Source organism: Castellaniella denitrificans (assembly GCF_027214045.1).
Taxonomy (GTDB): Bacteria; Pseudomonadota; Gammaproteobacteria; order Burkholderiales; family Burkholderiaceae_B; genus Castellaniella; species Castellaniella denitrificans_A.
Map to the genome: position 1 here is coordinate 232,723 of NZ_JAPWHE010000001.1, position 20,603 is coordinate 253,325.

19 protein-coding genes are annotated in these 20,603 nt (G+C 61.2%); 1 reads left to right on the forward strand and 18 read right to left on the reverse strand.

Annotation, left to right across the window (positions count from 1 at the left end; translation table 11 throughout):
* Nucleotides 1-19 precede the first annotated feature (19 nt).
* The 14 genes from pseC to O4H32_RS01250 form a co-directional block, all read right to left on the reverse strand.
* A complete protein-coding gene (gene pseC / locus O4H32_RS01185) occupies nucleotides 20-1,177 on the reverse strand; it encodes a UDP-4-amino-4,6-dideoxy-N-acetyl-beta-L-altrosamine transaminase (RefSeq protein ID WP_269355927.1) in 1,158 nt (385 codons plus the stop codon).
* A gap of 6 nt (nucleotides 1,178-1,183) precedes the next feature.
* On the reverse strand, nucleotides 1,184-2,182 hold the full coding sequence (gene pseB, locus O4H32_RS01190; RefSeq protein ID WP_269355929.1) for a UDP-N-acetylglucosamine 4,6-dehydratase (inverting): 999 nt from the start codon (nucleotides 2,180-2,182) through the stop codon (nucleotides 1,184-1,186).
* 21 nt (nucleotides 2,183-2,203) lie between these two features.
* On the reverse strand, nucleotides 2,204-2,965 hold the full coding sequence (locus O4H32_RS01195; protein ID WP_269355931.1) for a hypothetical protein: 762 nt from the start codon (nucleotides 2,963-2,965) through the stop codon (nucleotides 2,204-2,206).
* Complete coding sequence (locus O4H32_RS01200) at nucleotides 2,962-4,224, reverse strand: lipopolysaccharide biosynthesis protein (protein ID WP_269355933.1); 1,263 nt, start codon at nucleotides 4,222-4,224, stop codon at nucleotides 2,962-2,964. The genes O4H32_RS01195 and O4H32_RS01200 overlap by 4 nt, the downstream gene beginning before the upstream one ends.
* Before the next feature lie 39 nt (nucleotides 4,225-4,263).
* On the reverse strand, nucleotides 4,264-5,346 hold the full coding sequence (wecB, locus tag O4H32_RS01205; RefSeq protein ID WP_269355935.1) for a non-hydrolyzing UDP-N-acetylglucosamine 2-epimerase: 1,083 nt from the start codon (nucleotides 5,344-5,346) through the stop codon (nucleotides 4,264-4,266).
* Nucleotides 5,343-6,461, reverse strand: a complete 1,119-nt coding sequence (locus O4H32_RS01210; protein WP_331284267.1) for an N-acetyl sugar amidotransferase — start codon at nucleotides 6,459-6,461, stop codon at nucleotides 5,343-5,345. The genes wecB and O4H32_RS01210 overlap by 4 nt, the downstream gene beginning before the upstream one ends.
* A complete protein-coding gene (locus O4H32_RS01215; protein WP_269355937.1) occupies nucleotides 6,458-7,225 on the reverse strand; it encodes an AglZ/HisF2 family acetamidino modification protein in 768 nt (255 codons plus the stop codon). Before O4H32_RS01215 ends, O4H32_RS01210 begins: the two co-directional genes overlap by 4 nt.
* On the reverse strand, nucleotides 7,212-7,844 hold the full coding sequence (gene hisH, locus O4H32_RS01220) for an imidazole glycerol phosphate synthase subunit HisH (RefSeq protein WP_269355939.1): 633 nt from the start codon (nucleotides 7,842-7,844) through the stop codon (nucleotides 7,212-7,214). The genes O4H32_RS01215 and hisH overlap by 14 nt, the downstream gene beginning before the upstream one ends.
* 22 nt (nucleotides 7,845-7,866) lie before the next feature.
* Nucleotides 7,867-8,214, reverse strand: coding sequence for a hypothetical protein (locus tag O4H32_RS01225; protein ID WP_269355941.1), 348 nt, complete (start codon nucleotides 8,212-8,214; stop codon nucleotides 7,867-7,869).
* A gap of 198 nt (nucleotides 8,215-8,412) precedes the next feature.
* Nucleotides 8,413-8,766, reverse strand: coding sequence for a MarR family EPS-associated transcriptional regulator (locus O4H32_RS01230; protein WP_269355943.1), 354 nt, complete (start codon nucleotides 8,764-8,766; stop codon nucleotides 8,413-8,415).
* The gene (locus O4H32_RS01235; protein WP_269355944.1) at nucleotides 8,763-9,707 is read right to left on the reverse strand and encodes a Gfo/Idh/MocA family oxidoreductase; all 945 of its coding nucleotides are present in this window, start codon (nucleotides 9,705-9,707) and stop codon (nucleotides 8,763-8,765) included. Before O4H32_RS01235 ends, O4H32_RS01230 begins: the two co-directional genes overlap by 4 nt.
* 37 nt (nucleotides 9,708-9,744) lie before the next feature.
* Entirely contained in the window at nucleotides 9,745-10,836 is a 1,092-nt protein-coding gene (locus O4H32_RS01240; protein WP_269356939.1) for a DegT/DnrJ/EryC1/StrS family aminotransferase, read from the reverse strand.
* Nucleotides 10,837-10,861: 25 nt separating this feature from the next.
* Nucleotides 10,862-11,437, reverse strand: a complete 576-nt coding sequence (gene wbpD, locus O4H32_RS01245; protein WP_269355946.1) for a UDP-2-acetamido-3-amino-2,3-dideoxy-D-glucuronate N-acetyltransferase — start codon at nucleotides 11,435-11,437, stop codon at nucleotides 10,862-10,864.
* 138 nt (nucleotides 11,438-11,575) lie between these two features.
* Nucleotides 11,576-13,687 carry an autotransporter outer membrane beta-barrel domain-containing protein gene (locus O4H32_RS01250; protein ID WP_269355948.1) on the reverse strand — a complete coding sequence of 704 codons (2,112 nt, stop codon included), beginning with the start codon at nucleotides 13,685-13,687 and terminating at the stop codon, nucleotides 11,576-11,578.
* Nucleotides 13,688-13,883: 196 nt separating this feature from the next.
* Here O4H32_RS01250 and O4H32_RS01255 point away from each other — a divergent pair, with 196 nt between their 5' ends.
* Nucleotides 13,884-15,173 carry an O-antigen ligase family protein gene (locus tag O4H32_RS01255; protein ID WP_269355950.1) on the forward strand — a complete coding sequence of 430 codons (1,290 nt, stop codon included), beginning with the start codon at nucleotides 13,884-13,886 and terminating at the stop codon, nucleotides 15,171-15,173.
* A gap of 19 nt (nucleotides 15,174-15,192) precedes the next feature.
* Here O4H32_RS01255 and nusG read toward each other — a convergent pair whose 3' ends face one another.
* From nusG to O4H32_RS01275, 4 genes are all read right to left on the reverse strand, one after another.
* Nucleotides 15,193-15,798, reverse strand: a complete 606-nt coding sequence (gene nusG, locus O4H32_RS01260) for a transcription termination/antitermination protein NusG (RefSeq protein WP_269355952.1) — start codon at nucleotides 15,796-15,798, stop codon at nucleotides 15,193-15,195.
* A gap of 142 nt (nucleotides 15,799-15,940) precedes the next feature.
* Nucleotides 15,941-17,425 (reverse strand): nucleobase:cation symporter-2 family protein, encoded by a 1,485-nt coding sequence (locus O4H32_RS01265; RefSeq protein ID WP_269355954.1) that lies wholly within the window; start codon nucleotides 17,423-17,425, stop codon nucleotides 15,941-15,943.
* Nucleotides 17,426-17,656: 231 nt separating this feature from the next.
* Complete coding sequence (pgi, locus tag O4H32_RS01270; RefSeq protein WP_269355956.1) at nucleotides 17,657-19,279, reverse strand: glucose-6-phosphate isomerase; 1,623 nt, start codon at nucleotides 19,277-19,279, stop codon at nucleotides 17,657-17,659.
* Between the two features lie 119 nt (nucleotides 19,280-19,398).
* Complete coding sequence (locus O4H32_RS01275) at nucleotides 19,399-20,595, reverse strand: acetyl-CoA C-acyltransferase (protein ID WP_269355958.1); 1,197 nt, start codon at nucleotides 20,593-20,595, stop codon at nucleotides 19,399-19,401.
* Nucleotides 20,596-20,603 lie beyond the last annotated feature (8 nt).

A 20,603-nucleotide genomic window follows, 5' to 3' on the forward strand; every position in this document is an offset into this window, starting at 1 on the left:
TCACGCCTAATTTTTTGATTTATTGAATGATTGATTTCACAGCATTCTGAATAACCAACTGCTCATCATGGGACAAAGTCGCATACATCGGCAAACTGATTGCCTCCCGGTAATATTTTTCAGCCTCCGGAAATTGTCCGATACGGAAACCCATGTTTCTATAGTAAGGCTGAATATGCACCGGAATATAATGCAGATTCACACCGATGCCCTGACCTCGCAATTTTTCAAATACGTCACCATGTGCCATCTTTATGTCCTTCAAGTGCAATCGAATCACATACAGATGATATGCTGAATAACATCCTGAATGCTGCACGGGAATAGTTATAGGAAGGCCCTCGAAAGCCAGATCATAGCGTCGGGCTACTTCATGGCGTTTAGTGACGTATTGATCAAGGCGCTCGAGTTGACTTATACCCAGTGCAGCCTGTAACTCTGTCATTCTGTAATTCAATCCAAGCGCGATCTGCTGATAGTACCAGGGACCATCAGGTTTATGCGTCATCAAGGAAGGATCTCTGGTAACTCCATGGCTACGCAACAGCTTCATCTGATCTGCCAGGGTCTCACTATTGGTGGTCGCCATACCACCTTCGGCTGTAGTGATTATCTTAACGGGATGAAAACTGAATACAGTGATATCGCTATGCTGACAAACCCCAACATACTGCTCCTGATATTTTCCACCGATGGCATGTGAAGCATCCTCGATAATTTTGAAGCCATACCGATCAGCCAGGACATGAATAGCCTCCATGTCACACGATTGCCCTGATAGATGCACTGGCACCACGATCTTAGGAAGACGGCCAATTCGATCGGCTTCGATCAGTTTGGACTCAAGCGCACCGACATCCATGTTGTAGGTAAGCGGATCAATATCGACAAAATCGACTTGAGCTCCGCAGTACAGGGCGCAATTCGCTGACGCCACAAATGTAATGGGCGATGTCCATAACAGATCTCCGGGACCTAGCCCAAGCGCCAAGCAAGCGAGATGCAGCGCAGACGTTGCGCTATTGGAAGCTACCGCGTATTTCGCCCTGACCTTTGCAGCTATCGCCTGCTCAAAGGCCGGCACCCTGGGCCCTTGCGTAAGGAAATCGGACTGGAGCACATCCACTACAGCGTCTATATCCGCCTGGGTGATATCCTGACGTCCATATGGAATCATGATGATCTACACCTTACCTATCTTATTCAGATTTTTCCCAACCCATGCGTGCAATGCCTCTGGCTGCATCCACTCTGGATTCGTATCACTTGCATAGGTAAATCCCTCCGGCACAATCTTTCCGCCCTTTATTCGCTCCGGAGAATCGCTCCAACCATTGATGGCAGGCAATATTTTATAATGCTCCGGGTATTCATAAGTATAAAGAGAATCCTCCGCACTGATCATTTGCTCATGTAGTTTTTCGCCCGGGCGTATGCCAATTATTTTATGTTCCGCATCCGGCGCTATCACGCGAGCAAGATCCACGACTTTCATCGAGGGAATCTTCTTGACATAAATTTCACCGCCCACCATATCATCAAAGGCATGCCATACCAGTTCCACGCCCTGCTCCAGGGAAATCATGAAACGAGTCATACGAACATCCGTAATCGGCACCTCTCCACTTTCGCGAAGAGACATGAAGAAAGGTATTACAGAGCCACGCGACCCCATGACGTTGCCGTAGCGCACCACGGAAAATCTTGTTCCATGCTCTCCGGAATAGGCATTTCCAGCGACAAATAGTTTGTCGGACGCCAATTTGGAAGCACCATAAAGATTAACTGGGCTACTGGCCTTGTCAGTGGAAAGCGCCACAACGCGTTTTACACCTTGATCGATGCAAGCATCAATCAGATTCATCGCACCAATGACATTCGTCTTGATGCACTCGAAAGGGTTGTATTCCGCAGTTGGAACGATCTTCGTTGCGGCCGCATGAACTACATAATCGACCCCATCCAATGCACGATATAACCGATCTTTGTCCCGGACATCGCCAATAAAGAAACGCACTCTGGAGTCTGACTTGTAAATCTTTGCCATCTCCCATTGTTTCATTTCATCCCTCGAAAGGATGATGATCTTTTTTGGCTTGCGGCGAGCCAAAGTCATTGGCACGAAAACATGCCCGAAAGAACCGGTTCCCCCGGTTACAAGAATGGTTTTATCATTAAACATTTATTTGAAATATCCTAATATTTAATGCGGTTCCGACAAGACTGAAACATCCTTCAGAATCATCTGACATTTATTTTCCATCGAAGCACGAATAAGGTCATTTTCAAATATTGCTTTATAGAGCAGTTCATGACACTCCCATCGAATATGATAACCATCATCCTGGAGTAAGGATGGGTTTGATTTTGTCATGTTGTACAAATCAACAACAGCATGCGCCGAATTTGAAAAAACCTGATCAATGATACTATTGTATCTGGATACGGCCTCGCCAACACCAAAAGTCCGTTCTGACAGGCCCGGTCCGGGATGCGGAATATTGATTGCAATCACTTTGCAGCCAATACCACTCATTAGATTACGAAACTGCATCATATTGCTCTCGAATTCGGACGGCCCAACGAAAGAGATCTGTTTTTTTTTAGTGAAATATAACCTTCTCTTTGACTTAAAGGAGATATAGAATCTCGCTAAGCGACGGAGGCCTTGGATTCTAGAAAGAACCCACAGAATACGGCGTTCGTATTTCGACATCAAGCGCGGCAGACAATCCACAACTCCTACCTGCAATACCACCACATCGGGAAGCAAGGGCAAAACATACTCTTCCTGATAAATTTCAGATATTATCTGCCTTGATGTATTGGCACGCACAGATCCGTTGATCACGAGCCAGTTCTTGAGATTACACGCAAGCAATGTCGAATACATCTGTTCATAAACAACCCCCTCGCGATGACGTGACATCGAGAGGGAGTCACCCACAATCAATAATTTTTTCACGAAAAAGGCCTCAGCCACGGCATTGGGAACACATGATTGGCCGAAATCCAGCAAAATATGAATGCCAAGATTTTTCCAATCAGCATCCCTACAGCCACACCCACCAGACCAAAATCCTGACACAAGATAAAAGAAAGGAGTAATCCGATCCCACCACTCACGAATGTATTGATCGCCAGCAGTTCATTCCGGTTCTGGATATGCATGAATATAGCTGTTGAGTAATAACACGCACCAAAGAATGCGCTGACTGCAAATACCAGGGCTATCCATATTCCTGCAGAAAATCTTTCCCCTACCAACCAAGGATAGACCAGCCAGATAAGCAGACAGTAAATGCTCAGGGCAAGAAACGCGCCACTCATGACTTTATAAACTGACAAAACCAACAGCTTCCGATTTTTCACTTCATCTTTTGTGACGCTCTTTGTTATTGCTGGATGCCATGATCTGAAAAATGCTTCATACGCCATATGGAGCCCCATGCCAACCTGCATGGCGGCCATATAGATTCCCGTATCGGCCAGTCCAAGATTTTCCTTGACTATGAATCTATCGCCCGCAATCAACAGCCAGCCGCCAATTGCATGGGGAATCAAAGGCAACCCGAAACGCAATGCATCCTTGCCATGCTCCCTCCATGCGTGCGGCTTCACGAACAGTTCGTCCCGGGACATCCATAAAATGACGACGAGCCCGAGCAAGCCTACCGATAGCGCATGCCCAAGCAACCTGCCCTGCCAAGCCATTCCAGCGATCAAAACCAGCCATAAAGAGGCTATCGCATTGATAGAACTTTGGGAAACCTGAAGAACCCCAAATTTCTTCGCCTTTCCTTCTACCTGCAGAAGCGTAAGCTTGATATTGACAACGAACTGAACCCCCGCAACGACCACAGCCACAATTAGCCAGCCAACTGGAACACCTGTGGTGTAAGCCATCCAGTCACCCGCCAGGATGACCGCAGTAATTGCCACGAAGGTAGTAAACACCAACATGATTGTGATCGTACTAATGTACTCTGCAAGTTGAGCACGGCCTAACTGGAAGTAGCGTATGCTAATGACTCCATTCATGCTCAAACCTACCACAGCACTAAAAATGCTGAGCATTACCAGGAACATCGACACTACGCCATAGTCTGACGGCGATAGAACCCGTGTCAAAATCGGAAGCAGAATAAAGGGAATAGCCGCATTAAAAACATTAGCAACCAGATATATAAGCGCATTACCTAAAACCTGGTTTTTAATATGCACACCGCCTCCTCGAAAATTCACGCAGAGGCAAACCATCAGTCACACGGCTGCACATGATGATGCTCGCACGAATAGCCGCTCAAGGATCCGCTGCACGCTGTCTCCCCGTCCATATAATCCGTTCGCCTCAAATTCAGCCAAATCAACTTGGGAAATGCCTGCCACAATGCGCTTCCGATCTGCCCCAACCAGCACATTCACCCCCACATCCACCAACTCCACCCACTCCGTCTCATCTCCCAAGGTGACACAGGGTTTCCCATAGAAATAGGCTTCCTTCTGCACCCCGCCAGAATCCGTGACGACCAGGCGGCAATGCGACTCCAGCCACACCATCTCCAGATACCCGACGGGCTCCACCACACGGATCGTATCCGGCAAGCTCAGACGAAACTGCGCCAACTGTTTCCGGGTCCGGGGGTGCAAGGGCAACACGACAGGCAGACTGGATTCTGCCAGTCCGGACAGGATGCCTTGCATCCGATGGGCGTCATCCGTGTTTTCGGCCCGATGGATGGTGCACAAGACAAAGTCTTCGATCCCCAGCGCATCGAACCATTCTGGCTTTCTGGCCAGTGCTTTGTAGTACAAAGACGCGTCATACATGACATCGCCCACCACGTGGATCTTTGAATCCACAACGCCTTCTTTCTGCAAATTGTGCTGCGCGACCCGAGTCGGAGCGAACAACAGGTCGGCCACATGATCCGTCAGAACCCGATTGATCTCCCCGGGCATCCGGCGATTGAAAAACCTGAGCCCTGCCTCGACGTGGGCGACCGGGACATGCAGCTTGGCGGCGGCCAGCGCACCGGCCAGTGTACTGTCGGTATCACCATAAACCAGGACCCAGTCGGGTTTTTCCTGGATGATCAGCGCATCCAGCTTTTCCAGCATGCGGCCGGTATTCTGTCCGTGAGACCCGCCACCCACCCCCAGATGATGATCCGGGCGGGGAATGTCGAGTTCATCGAAGAACACGTCGGACATATTGGCGTCGTAATGCTGGCCGGTATGGACCAGAATCTCACGCGCGGCTGGATACTGCGCAGCCAGGACGCGGGATACCGTGGCAGCCTTGATGAACTGCGGGCGCGCCCCGATCACGGTCATCAGCTTCATCGACGAAACCTCAGATAGATGTCTTTCAGCAGGTTCCACAATTTGATTTCACTGGGATAAGCCGTATGGGGGCGCTCGGGCCGGTTCAGGTAGTCCTGCAGTTGGGCCTCGGTCCAGCCCATCTTCTTCAGGAAATACTGGCGATCATCATCCAGCTCGGCCTGGCTGGGATAGGGAATGTTTTCCAGATCCCTGATCGCTTCTTCACGCGTCATCTGTCCAGCCACGATCAGGGTCGAAAAATGCACCCGACGCTTGTCCGCACCGAATTTCTGCGGCAGCAGATAGCCCTGATAAAACCGGGTAAAGATCGATTCATAGTGCTTATAGGGATACGGCTTGTAGCCATGGGATTCCTGCAAGGCCCGCATAGCGTCGAACTTGTTGTATTCCATCAGGTTCAGGATCTGGGTCCATTTGATCCGCCGGACAAATTCAGCCCACACATACTGCAGGGTACCGAAGGTCGGCAATGTCCGGATCTTCACATTTCCATGCGCTTTGGCAATGGCCCGGATGTTGCGCTGATCGTGCTTGAACCAGTTCCAGGTCTTGGGAATGCTGAGGCCTTCGGTTGCCTGGTTCGATCCGGACAGAATCCATTTCACACCATGCTGTGTCGCCTGCTGGTAGTTCACCGCCAGCATGGCATTGTCGTACAGCAGTTCGACGTCGATCACGTCGGCATCGAAGAATGCCTGCATCAACGCCCGGTATTCAGGCCAGTCGATCACGTGGGTATGCAGATCCACCCCCAGGCCCTGCACCAGGTTGGCGATGTTGTTCTGGGCTAATTCAGAGTTCCAGCCGTTGTCCATGTGGACGGCCAGCGGCCGCAGACCGAGTTCTACCGCGCGCACCAGCACCCAGGAACTGTCCACCCCGCCGGAAACACCGACAACGCAGTCATATCGCTTGCCTTGGCCATCGCGCTTGACTCGTTCGACGAAGGCATTCAACTGACTCTGCCGCTCTGCGGGCTCGGCATGAATGATGTGGCCGGAATGCTGCAGGAATGTCGTGCAGTAATTGCACACGCCCTGCGCGTCGAACTGGATGTCACCGGCGCTGGTGTCCATGACACAGCGGGTACACATCTGATAAGGTCTGCTCATGCTGAAACGTCCAGAAGGCGCTCCAGATCCTGGTAGCGCGGGTAGGTAATCAAAACGGCCCGATGCGGGCCATGAAAGACGAACATCGATCCGGCGGCAACTGCGGATGCGCCCGCCAGGACGGCATCACGGAAATTATCCAGGTTGCCGGCGCCGCCCAAGGCAATCACAGGGACGGACACGGACTGCGTGAGCTGCCGGATCAAGCCCGTGTCATAGCCCGTCATCATGCCGTCGCGATCCGCATCGTTCAGCAGGATTTCGCCCGCGCCAGCCTCGACCATGCGACGCGCATGACCCAGCCAGTCCAGGGATAAACGCTTTCCCGTGCTGCTGCTATATAAGTGTGGCCGCTTGCGCCAGTCACGCTGGATATCGATTGAGGCGATGACGCTCTGGCTGCCATAGCGGCGGGCAATGCGGGTCACCAGATCGTCATCCGACAGAGCGGCGGTCTGCAGACAGACCTTTTCCACACCCAAGTCGAATATTCGGGCGGCCTGGTCCATGGTCTGGATACCGCCGCCGTAGGCCAGGGGCATGAAGCATTCCCCCGCAAACAACTCAATCGTACCGAAATCAGGACCTTTTCCTGACCGGGTCGCTTCGATGTCCAGCACCATCAGTTCATCGACTTCTTTTTCATTGAAGATGCGGATGGCATTGATAGGATCGCCCACGTAGACAGAATCCTTAAAGCGCCGCGTCTTGACCAGCCCGCCTTGACGCAGCAGCAGGGCGGGGATGACCCTATGCCGCAACATTGACCCACTCCACGAAACGACGCATCATGGCCAGACCGAAGCGATGGCTTTTTTCCGGGTGGAACTGCGCACCGAACAGATTGGCCTTTGAAAACGCGGCGACAAAGTCTCCGCCGTAATCACATGTGGCCACCACATTCTCCGGGTCGCGGCACTGGATGCGGTACGAGTGCACGAAATAGAAGCGCGACTCGGGCTCATCAGCCGGCAGCAGGGGATTGTCCTTTGCGATGCGCAAGGTATTCCAGCCCATGTGCGGCACCGGCAGCCGGATGAGTCCAGGATCGGGAAACCGCGTGGCCTGGGCATCGAACCAACCCAGCCCCGGCAGTTGCCCTTCTTCACTGCCACGGCACATCAGTTGCATCCCCAGGCAAATGCCCAGCACAGGCACAGCGTGGCTGTTGACGGCATCATCCAGAGCACGGCCCAGACCTCGCTCCATCAACGCGCCCATCCCATGATCGAAGGCACCGACCCCAGGCAGCACAAGCGCTTGCGCCCCACGCACCTCTTCCGGCGTCGATACGCGATTGGCCGCAGCACCGGCCTTCTCCAACATGCGGATGACGGAACGGATGTTGCCGCAACCATAATCAAGCACAGAAATGATTTTCACGATCAGTGTGACCTGTGTTCTTTCAGACCCGAGCAACCGCTGCCGACCTGCAGGCGTATTGCCTGAACAGCATCAGATACAACAAATAAATTTCCACATAAGCAGCGCAATTGACAATCAGTGCAGCGCTGTAGGAGTCGAAACCGTACGGAATCATGACCACCATGCCCAGCAAAGCACTCTGACAAATCAGGCCCACCTTCCGCTTTTGAACCAGAAAGAAGGTGTCACTCAGCGGTCGGACGATGAAACGCAGTGCGGGCAATGGAACCAACCATATGGCCATTACGCCGGCCAGCCGCCCGCGTACGGCACTATCCGAAACCTGACTGGCATCCAGGTGAGTGGTCAGGAACAGGCTGAAAACCATCTATACCCCATACTAGGCGGCGAACAAACTAAACTCCGCAGGCACATACAGCCGGCGATCAGCAGCGAACCGGCAATCGGGAGCGTCTGGGACAGGGCGGGTTCCAAAGACCAGGCCCCCAGCTGCCAATAGGCACACAGGCGTCTATACGCATCGTGACTCACACCATCTACTCGTTTTGGACAACACCCAGCATGATCAACGGTCCGTGTCATAGCCTGTTTGTACCTGATTTTCTCGTTGCAACTCTTCGATCTCCCGCCTCAGAGCTTCATATTCCCGCAATTTGATTTTCAAAAAACTGCGCGTAAGTTCGGCTTTAGCAGCGATCCCCGCGGGGGTCAGCAGATAGACATAGCCCAGTTTGTTTTCGCTATGCCGAAAGTTCTGCATCTTGATCAGTCCCTTGTCCAGCAAAGCGCGCATGCAGTAATTGGTCTTGCCCAGACTGATACCCAGCGCCTGGGATAGGTCGCGCTGGCTCAGCCCCGGGTCTGCTTCCAGCAGACGCAGGACTTTCAGATGGCTTTCTTCGTAAACACCGTCAGTCATTTTTTCAGGAACGGATGATAGTCTCCCGTCAATGACGCCAAAGACGCATTACGGATGGTAGACACAGTCTCGATAGCCACACGGTTTTCTTCTAGGCCAAAACCACGGCCCGCCAGAATTTCCTCATAGCTGCGCGTGTGCAGATCAGTGAAACCGCCGGAAAACTCGATTTCCTGGCCGTCCACAGTAATAGATCGGTAGGTACGCTGGCCAACGGCCTGTTGCGCCTCGGGGACATCGTTGTAGTCCACGGACAGGAACCAGCGCACCCGCGCCCGTTCGTATTCCAGGTAACCGCTCGCGCGGGTTTCCGCATTGGCATGCACCACGTTGGCCTGCAGCGCACCGAAGATATAGTGCAGCATATCGAAGAAATGCACGCCGATATTGGTGGCGATACCGCCGGATTTCTTCACATCGCCCTTCCAGGACTGCAGATACCAATGGCCTCGGGATGTGATGTAAGTCAGGTCCACCTCGTGCTTGCCGTCTTTGTTTTGCGCCGCCACCTGGTCGCGCAACGCGATGATGGCGGGATGCACGCGTAGTTGCAGGATGGTGTTGGCCTTGCGTCCGGTGTCGCGCTCGATCTCCTGCAGGCCATCGATGTTCCAGGGGTTCAGTACCAGCGGTTTTTCACAGATGGCGTCCGCGCCGGATCGCAGAGCGAAACGCATGTGCGAATCGTGCAGATAGTTGGGCGAACAGATGGACACATAGTCGATACGCTTGTCATCGCCCACGCGCCGCATCTTGTCCACGTGACGGTCAAACCGTTCAAACTCGGTGAAGAACTCCGCATCCGGGAAATGGCTGTCGATGATGCCCACGGAATCATTGGGATCCAGAGCGGCCACCAGCCGGTTGCCAGTGTCCTTGATGGCTTTCATATGGCGCGGGGCGATGTAGCCTGCGGCGCCGATCAGGGCGAAGTTCTTCATGTCTTTCGTCCGGTTTGGATAAAAAGGGAATCCTGGCTCAGGCTGGCTGGCATTCCGCCACGGCTTCGACGACGCGGCTGATCGCCACCTCATCCATATACGGATGCATCGGCAAACTCATCACCCGCCCGGCCACGGCGTCGCCGACGGGCAGCGAAACGCCGTCATCCGCCACGGCGGGCTGACGGTTCAGGGGAATGGGGTAATGCACGGCGGTGGGGATGCCGGCGGCCTTCAACGCGCCTTGCATGGCGTCGCGCCCATCGACCTGCACGGTGTATTGCGCCCAGGCGCAGACATTGTGGGCCTCGATGACCGGCGTCGCCTGGATGCCCGCGGCACTGAGCAGCCGCGTGTAAGTGTCCGCCCCGCGCTGGCGGGCGGCAATCTCGTCATCCAGCACAGCCAGCTTCGGCAACAGGATGGCGGCCTGCAGGGTGTCCAGGCGGCTGTTCACGCCGACACGGATATGGTGGTAACGGCGGTCCTGTCCGTGACGGGCGATCTGTCGCAGGATGGTGGCCAAGGCATCGTCGTTGGTGAAGATCGCGCCGCCGTCCCCGTAGCAACCCAAGGGCTTGCTGGGAAAGAAACTGGTACACGAGATCGTGGACAGATTGCCGCTCTTGCGGCCTTTGTAGCTGCCGCCCAGGCTCTGGGCCGCGTCCTCGATGACTGTCAGTCCGTGCTTTTCGGCAATGGCATTGATGGTGTCCATGTCGGCGCACTGGCCATACAGGGACACCGGGATGATGGCGCGGGTCCGGGGCGTGATGGCGGCTTCCAGCCTGGCCGGATCCAGGGTGTAGGTGCGAGGGTCGATGTCGACGTAGACGGGCCGGGCGCCCAGCAGGGCGACGGTCTCGGCCGTGGCGATGTAGGTGAAACCCGGGGTGATGACCTCGTCGCCCGGGCCGATGCCCAGGGCCATCTGGGCGATCTGCAGCGCGTCGGTGCCATTGGCCACCGTGATGCAGTGCTTGGCGCCGGTGTAGTCGGCCAGGCGCTCTTCCAGTTGGGCAACCTCCGGCCCCAGGATGAACTGGCCGTGGGCCAGCACGCGCTGGATGCCGGCGTCGATTTCGGATTTAAGACGCTGGTACTGGGCTTGCAGATCGACGAATTGCATGGTCATGGTTCTTTTTGGATAGAGATCAGGAACGCGCGCACTGACCGTCGGTCAGCCGGTAGATGGCGCCGGTATGGGAACAGATGGTTTCACCCTGACCGCTCAGGGGCAGGTCCAGCTGTTCGCCATGCTCGCTCATCCAGCCGATCTGGCGCGCCGGCACACCGACCATCAGGGCGTAGGGCTTGACGTCCTTGTTGACGACGGCGCCCGCGCCGATGAAGGCGTATTCGCCGATGGTGACGCCGCAGACGACGGTGCAGTTGGCGCCCAGGGTGGCGCCCTTCTTGACCAGCGTGTCGCGGTATTCATCCTTGCGCTCGATCAGCGAGCGGGGGTTGTAGACGTTGGTGAATACCATGCTGGGCCCGCAGAACACGCCCTCTTCCAGGGTGACGTTGTCATAAACGGAGACGTTGTTCTGGATCTTGCAGCGGTCGCCGATGACGACTTTATTGCCGACGAAGACGTTCTGGCCCAGGGAAACACCCGCGCCGATGCGGGCACCGCCGCAGACGTGGACGAAATGCCAGACGCGGGAACCTTCGCCAATCTGCGCGCCGGGATCGACGATGGCGGTTTCGTGTTGGTAATGAGTCATCGGGACAAGGATTCCGGTGTGTCGGGCACGCTACCGCCGTGCTGTGACACGGTCAGCAAGCGCCAGGTGATGTTCATCGAGTGAACGCGATCATACATCACCTGACCAGGCACTAAAACCGTGAAATAGCCACAGGATCTATCGGAAACCGCCCTTCACCCCCAGCCACAACCCGTGCTGCATCTGCCCGTCCCCGTGTTGCCCGGTATAGGCTAATGCGACCTGGACACGGCGGGCGACGGGCGCCTGCACGCCCAGATCCAGGCGCAGGACATGACGCGGCAGGGGCGGGCCTTCGACTTCGAAGCGCCGCCCCGGATCGGCCCGATAGGCCTGATGACTGGCCAGGGGGGATCCGCCCCATAGGCGGCGCACGCCCAGATCCAGCGTCATCAGTGCGTCGCCATGCCGCGCGGCCCAGGGACGCCGGATCTGAACACCCAGTTGCCCCATCCAGCGGCGATCCGTGCCGGCGCCCAGGGTGACGGCGGCCAATCCCCCGCTTTCTTCCGCAGCGGGACGATGCAGGCGCAGCCAGACCACCTGGGCATAGGGCGCCAGTTGCCACGAGCCCAGGGGAAACGGCCTCTCCGGCTGGACCTGCAGCCAGGCCTGAAACAGCCGCGCGGCGGGACGGCTGCGCAGCGTGGCGTCGGCCGGGTCGGCCTGGCGGCTGATGTCGGCCCGATGCCAGGACTGTGCGGCGCCCAGGCTCAGGCGCCAGCCATGCCGTGCCAGGCTGCCACCCAGGCCCAGGTGCGCGGACCGATCACGCACGCGATACAGGCTGCCCGCCTGGGCGTGTGCGGACGCGGTCGACTCCAAGGTCGTCAGGCGGGTTTCCTGGGTGCCCATGAAAACCGACAGAAAGCCGCCCGTCCCTACGGGCCGGCTGACGCCGACCTGCAGGCCGCCGGTGTCCCGGTCGTCGCCCGGCAGGCCCCGGCCACCGGACCGTTCGGTGTTGGCGGCCCAGGTATGGACCCAGGCCTGGCCGTGGGCGCCGTGCGCCAGGGCGGCATCCCGCGCAAAACGGCTGTCGCCCAGCAAGGCGCCGCGCCAGGCGGCGTCGGCTGTGCTCAAGCCCTGTGCGTTGTATCGCAGGCCCAGGGTGACCGTGTTGGCGCCATACTCCAGGACGGGATCCAGGTAGCGCAAGGCACTGACGACCCGGGTGTATCGGCCGTCGCCGGGCACGGGGTCGCCACCGCCGTCCGCCCCGTATTCCAGGCCGCCATCGGCCTGGACGATATTCCAGCGGCGATCGGGCGTCCATGAGCCGGGCGCAGGCTCGATCACCAGCCCGCCGCCCAGGCGCGCCGTGCCGAATGACCAGATGCGGTCGGCCTGACCGCCGGCATCGATGCGGATGCGGGTTTGTGAGTCCGGCAATAGCGCCAGGCGCTGACCGATCAGCAGGGTGCCGGTCCGATCCGGCGCCCCCGGCCGCAACTGGCCAGCCACGCGAGCCTCGTCCACTTGGCCGACGCCGGACAGCACGGTGCCGGGGCGCGTCAGCACCGGCCCCCACCATAGTTGATCGACCCGCAGGCCGCCCTGCGCCACCGTCAAGAGCGCCCGGCCGGGACTGAAACCGGCGCCCGCCAGGCGCAAGGTACCGGCGCCATCCTTGACGATGGGCGTGTCGATCTGGATGTGGCCCGCCAGCGTGGCTTCGCCGAAGGCGACGCGCCACACGGCGTCGGCGCCCAGGCCGGTGACCGGCGCCAGGCCCCAGTGCGCCGGCGGCGTCTGGGCGGTGGCGGCGGAACGGACCTGCACAATCTGCCCGACGCGCACGCCGGGGCGCAGTTCCAGACGGGTACCGGCCGCCATTTCCAGGCTGTTGCCCGGCGCACCCAAGGCATCGTCATGGGCCAGGCCCAGGCTGCCTTCGCCCAGGACGATCTGGCCGGTGGTGACGCTGGCGCCGGCCAGTTCCAGGTGCCCGCGGCCCAGTTTCCAGAAGGGGATGGGCATCAGGGGATCGGCGGGATGTCCCAGGATGGGGCCTTGCATCCGCACGGTCCGTCCCTCGGCGATCCGCAACCCGCTGGCGCTTTCCAGCTGCAACCCTCGCGCGATGCGCCGGTCTTCGGTGACGTCGAAGGACTCGCCGTGCAAAACAAAAGGCGCCGGGGAATCATCCCACGGCGCCTCGGGCGATGCCTGCGTCAGGCCCGGCGGCGGCACGCCCATGCAGCACAGCGCCAGGACGGCGCGGAGGTGGCGGGTCTTGAAGATGGACATTTTTGTCTCCTGTCGGATTTATATGTCACTGAATGTGACAACCCGGTTTTACAGGAGACTGGGTAGCGCGGGAAATTGGATTGCGATGGAATTAAGATGGATCAAAAAACGCAGGATGCGGGCAGGCCCACCCTGGCCCCCCTCCGATACCGCCTCCCGCTACAATCCATCATCACATTTTGTCATCAATGCGCCCATGCCCCCAACCCCGGCTGCTCCCCCCGCCTGGCTGTCGACCTGGATGTCGGCCAGTGCCGCGCTGTCCTTCCTGCTGATGCTGTCGGTGCCCTCGGGCTATTCCGTGGGCGGCGGCCTGCTGCTGCTGGGCGGCCTGGGGGTCTGGTGGACGGGACGACAAGCTTCCCGGTCGATGGCGCCGGACGCCGCGCCCTGGACAGCCGAGGACCGCACGCTGTGCGCGCTGCTGCTGGCCGTGTTCGCCATCAACGCGCTGGCCGTGCTGTGGCACGGGGACTCCGGCAAATACCTGGACCAGGGCGCCCGTTACCTGCTGGCCGTGCCCATCCTGGCGGGACTGCGGCGCGTGCGGCTGCGCCTGGACTGGCTGGCGCTGGGACTGGCGCTGGGGCTGTTCGCCACGGCGGGGGTCGCCGCGTGGCAGACCCAGGGGCAGGTATATGGCCGCGCCTCGGGCTTTGTGACCAGCGCCATCCCGTTCGGCGACATGTCCCTGACAATGGGGTTCTGGTCCTTGATGGGCGCCGCCCTGGCGGCGATCCGGCGGCGCTGGTGCGGGGCCGCGCTGCTGCTGGCCGGGTCGCTGGCGGGGATCTACGCCATGATCGCCTCCGCCTCGCGCGGCAGCCTGGTGGCGTTGCCGATCCTGCTGGTGCTGGCGGCGGTCGCGCTGCTGCGCCGTACGCATCTGCGCCCCTTGCTGGCGGGCGTGGCCATCCTGGCGGCGGCCGCGGCGATCGCGCTGTCCGTCCTGCCCGCCGGCCACATCGCCGAAAGCCGCTACGGCGCCGCGCTGGACGAATGGCACGCCTACAGCCAGCGGGGCGATGCCACGAACAATGTCGGTTCCCGCCTGGAGGCCTGGAAGGCCGCGCTGATCAGTATCCCGGAACGCCCCCTGCTGGGCTGGGGGCACGCGCAGTACGATGCCCATCTGCGGGAACTGATCGGCGCCGGGCGCGTGGCGCCCATCGTGGGTACGCTGGCGAACACGCACAACCAGTTCATCGAGATCTGGCTGCACCAGGGCAGCCTGGGACTGATCGCGTGCCTGGCGCTGCTGATCGCCAGTTTCTGGTATTTCTGCCGCCGCCTGCGCGCGCCCGAACCGGCGGTGCGGGTGCTGGCCTGTTGCGGGGCGGCGTTGCCGGCCGCCTTCGCCGCCTACGGCCTGACCCAGGTGATCCTGGGCCGCAACAACGGGGTGATGTTCTTCCTGGTATCCCTGGCGGTGCTGTGGGCCGCGCTGCGGCAGGCGGAACGGGATGCGGCGCAGGCCGCCGCCTGATCCGCCCCTCCCGGTCCGGCTATAGCGGCGCGATCCGCCCGAACTCCACCTGCACGGTCTGCGGGCGACCCAGGATCTCCAGCAGCAGGGTGACGCGATCGGCCGAGACCGACTGGACCAGCGCCTGGACGCCGCCCAGCACGGGATCCCGCAGGCGCACGGCCATGCCAGGCTGGTAGGGGCTCAGATCGGCTGGACCGGCGGTTTCACGCAATTCCTCTGCCCGTCGGATGGTCTGGACCGCACCATCCGCCAGTGTGGCGGGCTGGTGGCCGAACATGACCAGCCGGCTGACGCCCACCGTGGAACGCACTACGGACAGCGACTGCGTGGTCCGGGTGGGCCGCAGGAACAGATAGCGGGGAAACATGGGTTCGTGGGCGATCAGCGCGGGATCGGCTGTGATCGCGGCTGCACCAGCCGGGTCTGACGGCAGCGGCGCAGCGGACGCGCGATGGCGCCGCCCCCGTTCCCGGAAGACCTTGAACAGCGGCAGGTAGACCTCGAAATCCTGGCGCAGCAGCTGTTCGGCGGCGGTGCGTTCCTGGCGGGGCTTGGTGTGGGCGACGTACCAGGCGGCGGGCCTGTCGACCATGTCGGCGGAGCGGATAGGTTCAGCAGCCATGGCGGGGCTATCGGGAATATGGCTTTTTATTGTAGACGCCGATCACAATTCGGGCGCCTTCCTCTTTCAAGGAAGGCGCCCGATGCATGACGCGCGGCAGCGGAACCGGATGGCCAAGCCAGCCATCCGGATCGCCCGAAGATCAGGCCTCCGCGTGCTTGGCGGCCTCCACGGCGGCGTCGGTGTCGTGCGGGGCGCCGTTGAAGAACAGGTTCAGCAGCACGGCCGACAGCGAGGTCAGCAGAATGCCCGACTCGATCAGCGGGTGGATGGCGTGCGGCATCCACTGGCGGAAGTTCGGCGCGACCACGGGGATCATGCCCATGCCGATGGAGATGGCCACGATCATGGCGTTGTTGCGGTTCTTGACGAAGTCCACGCCGCCCAGGATGCGGATGCCGGTGGCGGTGACCATGCCGAACATCACAATGCCCGCGCCGCCCAGCACCACGGTGGGCAGGGATTCGACCAGCGCCGCCAGTTTCGGCAGCAGGCCCAGGACCAGCAGGATGACGCCGCTGGCCACGCAGACGTAGCGGCTGCGCACCCCGGTGACGGCGACCAGGCCGACATTCTGGGAGAAACTGGAATACGGGAAGGTATTGAAGATGCCGCCGATCAGCGTGCCCAGGCCGTCGGTGCGCAGGCCGCGCGCCAGGTCCTTCTGGCCGATCTTCTTGCCGGTCATGTCGCCCAGGGCCAGGAACATGCCGGTGGATTCGATCAGGATCACGATCATGACCAACACCATGGTCAGGATCATCCAGAAGTCGAACTTCGGCATGCCGAAATGGAAAGGCAGGACGACGTCGACCCATTGGGCCTTGCCGACTTTCTCGAAGGTCATGATGCCCATGGCGGCCGTGATGACGGCGCCGATGACGATGCCCAGCAGCACGGCGATGTTGGCCAGGAAGCCCTTGCAGAACTTGGCGATGACCAGGATCGACACCAGCACGATGGCGGCGACGCCCACGCCGGTGAGGTTGGCGTACCGGGGGTTGGGCACGGTGGGCATGATGGACAGGCCCTGGGGCACGGCGGGCAGCGGCGAACCCGGCGCGCCCGAGGCGGCCCGGATGCTGTTGAGCCATTCCACGTAGTTGGGATCGACCAGGGACGGCGCGGTGGGCCCGAAGGGGTTGCCGAAGATCCAGTTGATGCCCACGCGCATCAGGGTGATGCCGATGATGGCGATGATGGTGCCGGTCACGACCGGGGGGAAGAAACGCAGCAGCCGGCTGATCCAGGGCGCGATGAGGATGGTGACGATCCCCGCCGCGATGATGGTGCCGAACAGCAATTGCGCGCCTTCGTGTCCCGGAGTGGACTGGGCGATGTGGATCATGGGGCCGACCGGGGCGAAGCTGACGCCCATGATGACGGGCAGCTTGATCCCGAACCACTGGGTGGCGCCCAGGGACTGGATGATGGTGGCGATACCGCAGGCGAACAGGTCGGCGGCGATCAGCAGGGACACTTCGTGCGAGTCCAGGCCGAGCGCCCGGCCGATGATCAGGGGGACGGCCACGGCGCCGGCGTACATCACCAGCACGTGCTGCAAACCCAGGGCCGTCAGCTGGCTCATCGGCAGGATTTCATCCACCGGAGCGACGGTTTTGCTCATGTCTTGTCTCCAAGGAAGCGGGACAACTCCGTGACCGGGGCCCCCTCATGTCTTAAATTGGAAGTCTGAAAGCGCCTTTCCGGCGTCTTGCGGCCACTCTACCGGAGGGCTTCGCGGGCCACCATGCGCAAACCACGATAAGGGCTTTTCGGTCGGACACATAATCCCGGGTAAACCCTGGGGTTTTTCAGTGAATCCGCATGACCCGGGCGGGGATGGCAGGGAAAGTCCCTAGGGGGATCCCCCCCGCCGCAGGCGTTCGATCCAGTGCCGGGTGGAAGCGTCGTGCCGGGCGTCGGCCGCCCCGGAAGCGGCGGCCGTGTCCGCGCGCGACGCCTGGCCCGACGAGGGGTCCAGTTCGGCGACGATGCCGCGCGCCAGGACCTTGCCGTATTCCACGCCCCACTGGTCGAAGGGATCGATGCCCCAGATCACGCCCTGGGTGAAGACGCGGTGTTCGTACAGGGCCAGCAGCGCGCCCAGGGAATAAGGCGACAGGCGCGGCAAGGCGATCAGATGGTTGGGCCGGCCGCCGGGATGGACGCGATGCGGGGCCAGCCAGTCCGCACGGGCGGCGTCCATGCCTTCGGCCAGGCATTCGGCGCGCGCCTGAGCCAGGGTCTTGCCGCGCATCAGGGCCTCGCGCTGGGCCAGGCAATTGGCCAGCAATTGGCGGTGGTGCGCCGGCCAGTGGTGGTCGGCCTCGCGGCACAGGATGAAGTCCACGGGCGCGCCGTCGCTGCCCTGGTGCATCCACTGGAAGAACGTATGTTGCGCGTCGGTTCCCGGCATCCCCCACACGGCGGGGCCGGTGGGCACGCCCACGGGCCGGCCGGCGGCGTCCACCGACTTGCCCAGGGATTCCATGTCCAATTGCTGGATGTAAGGCACCAGGTTCGCCAGGCGCGAGTCATAGGGCGCGATGTTCAGGGATCCCTGGCCCAGCACGCTGCGGTTGGCGACGCCCGCCAGCGCCATGCGCACCGGGGCGTTTTCCGCCAGGGGCGCCTGGGTGAAATGCGCGTCCATGGCGGCGGCGCCCGCGCGCAGGCCCTCCAGCACGTCGACGCCCACGGCCAGCGTGGTGCTCAGGCTGACCGCCGACCAGAGCGAAAACCGCCCCCCGACCCAGTCCCACAGCCTGAAGATCTGATCATCGGGCACGCCCCAGGCGCGGGCGCGGTCGGGCCGGGCGGTGACCGCGGCCAGATGAGCGGCCGGATCCAGGCCGGCGCCGGTCAGCCATTCACGGGCACGGGCGCCGTTTTCCAGGGTTTCGGCGGTGGTGAAGGATTTGGAGACCAGCACGACCAGGGTTTCGCGCGGGTCCAGCCCCGCGAGCCCGCCCTCGATGGCGTGGCCGTCGATGTTGGCGACGAAACGCACGTCGCGCCAGGTACCGGCGTAGCCGAAGGCGGTGACGGCCAGGCGCACGCCCCAGTCGGAACCCCCGATGCCCACATGCACGACGTGGCGCCAGCGCCGTCCGGCGTCGGCGCGCCGCACCCAGGCGTCCATGCGCTCGCGTTCCGCCCGCACCTCGGCCGGCGCCTCCGGCGCGCGCAGTACGGTATGCCAGGCCGCACGGCCTTCCGTGACGTTGACGGGCTCGCCCGCCAGCAGGCGGGCGCGCTGCGTGTCGAAGTCCCGCGCGCGCAGCAGGGCTTCGCCCGCGGCCATGAGATCGGACGAATGGCGCTGGCCGCTGGAATCCAGCGCCAGGCCGGGCGCTTCGATCAGGTCCAGGGCGTCGGGACGCGGCGCGCAGGTCTGCGCCGCCAGCGCGAAGCGTTTCCATTCGGGCAGATCGATGAGCGGTGCGGGCGTGTCGGCGGCAAGGGGACGATCGGACATGGCGGCGGGATCGGGGTCGGCGGAATCGCCGGTCATTATGTCATGGGGCCATGTGAAACGCCCCGGCGCTCTCCCTTTCGGAGGGGAGCGCCGGGGCGTTCGGGCCTGCGGGAAGACGATCAGCAGCGTTCGAAGATCCCCGCGGCCCCCATGCCCGTCCCCACGCACATGGTGACCATGCCGTACTGCAGGTTGCGGCGGCGCAGGGCGTGGACGGTGGTGGCGGCACGGATCGCGCCGGTGGCGCCCAGGGGGTGGCCCAGGGCGATGGCGCCGCCCATGGGATTGACCACGTCCTCGTTCAGGCCCAGGTCGCGGATGACGGCCAGGGACTGAGCGGCGAAGGCTTCGTTCAGTTCGATCCAGCCCATCTGGTCCAGCGTCAGGCCGGCCTTCTTCAGGGCGGCCGGGATGGCTTCCTTCGGACCGATGCCCATGATGTCGGGCGGCACGCCGCGCACGGCGAAGGACACGAAGCGCGCCAGTGGCGTCAGATTGTGTTCCTTCAGGGCGCGTTCGGACACGACCAGCAGGGCGCCGGCGCCGTCGGAGGTCTGCGAGCTGTTGCCGGCGGTGACGCTGCCCTTGGCGGCGAACACGGGGCGCAGGCGGGCCAGGGCCTCCAGACTGGTGTCGGCGCGCGGGCCTTCGTCCAGGCTGACGGTGTGGCGGGTCTCGCGGACTTCGCCGGCGGTCAGGTCGGGGACGCGACGCACGATTTCCACCGGCAGCATCTCGTCGGCGAATTCGCCCGACTGCTGGGCGGCCAGGGCGCGCTGGTGCGAACGCAGGGCGAAGGCGTCCTGGTCCTCGCGGGAGATCTTCCAGCGCTGGGCGACCTGCTCGGCGGTGGAACCCATGCCGTAGGCGATGCCGATGTTTTCTTCCTTCAGGTAGACGTCGGGGCTGAAGGAGGTATTGATGCCCATGGTGGGCACGAGGCTCATGGATTCAGTGCCGCAGGCCAGCATCACGTCGGCCTCGCCCACGCGGATGCGGTCGGCCGCCATGGCGACGGCGGTCAGGCCGGACGCGCAGAAGCGGTTGACGGTGACCCCGCCGACCGACTGCGGCAGGCCGGCCAGCAGCACGCCGACGCGCGCGACGTTCAGGCCCTGCGGGCCTTCGGGGATGGCGCAGCCGACGATGGCGTCCTCGATCGCGGCGGGGTCCAGGCCGGGCGCCTGGGCCATCACGCCCTGAATCGCCTTGGCCAGCAGTTCGTCGGGCCGGGTGTGGGAATACATGCCGCGCGGGGCTTTGCCGATGGGCGTGCGCGTCGCGGCGACGATGTAGGCTTGTTGAAGGGCGGTCATTGCGGGTC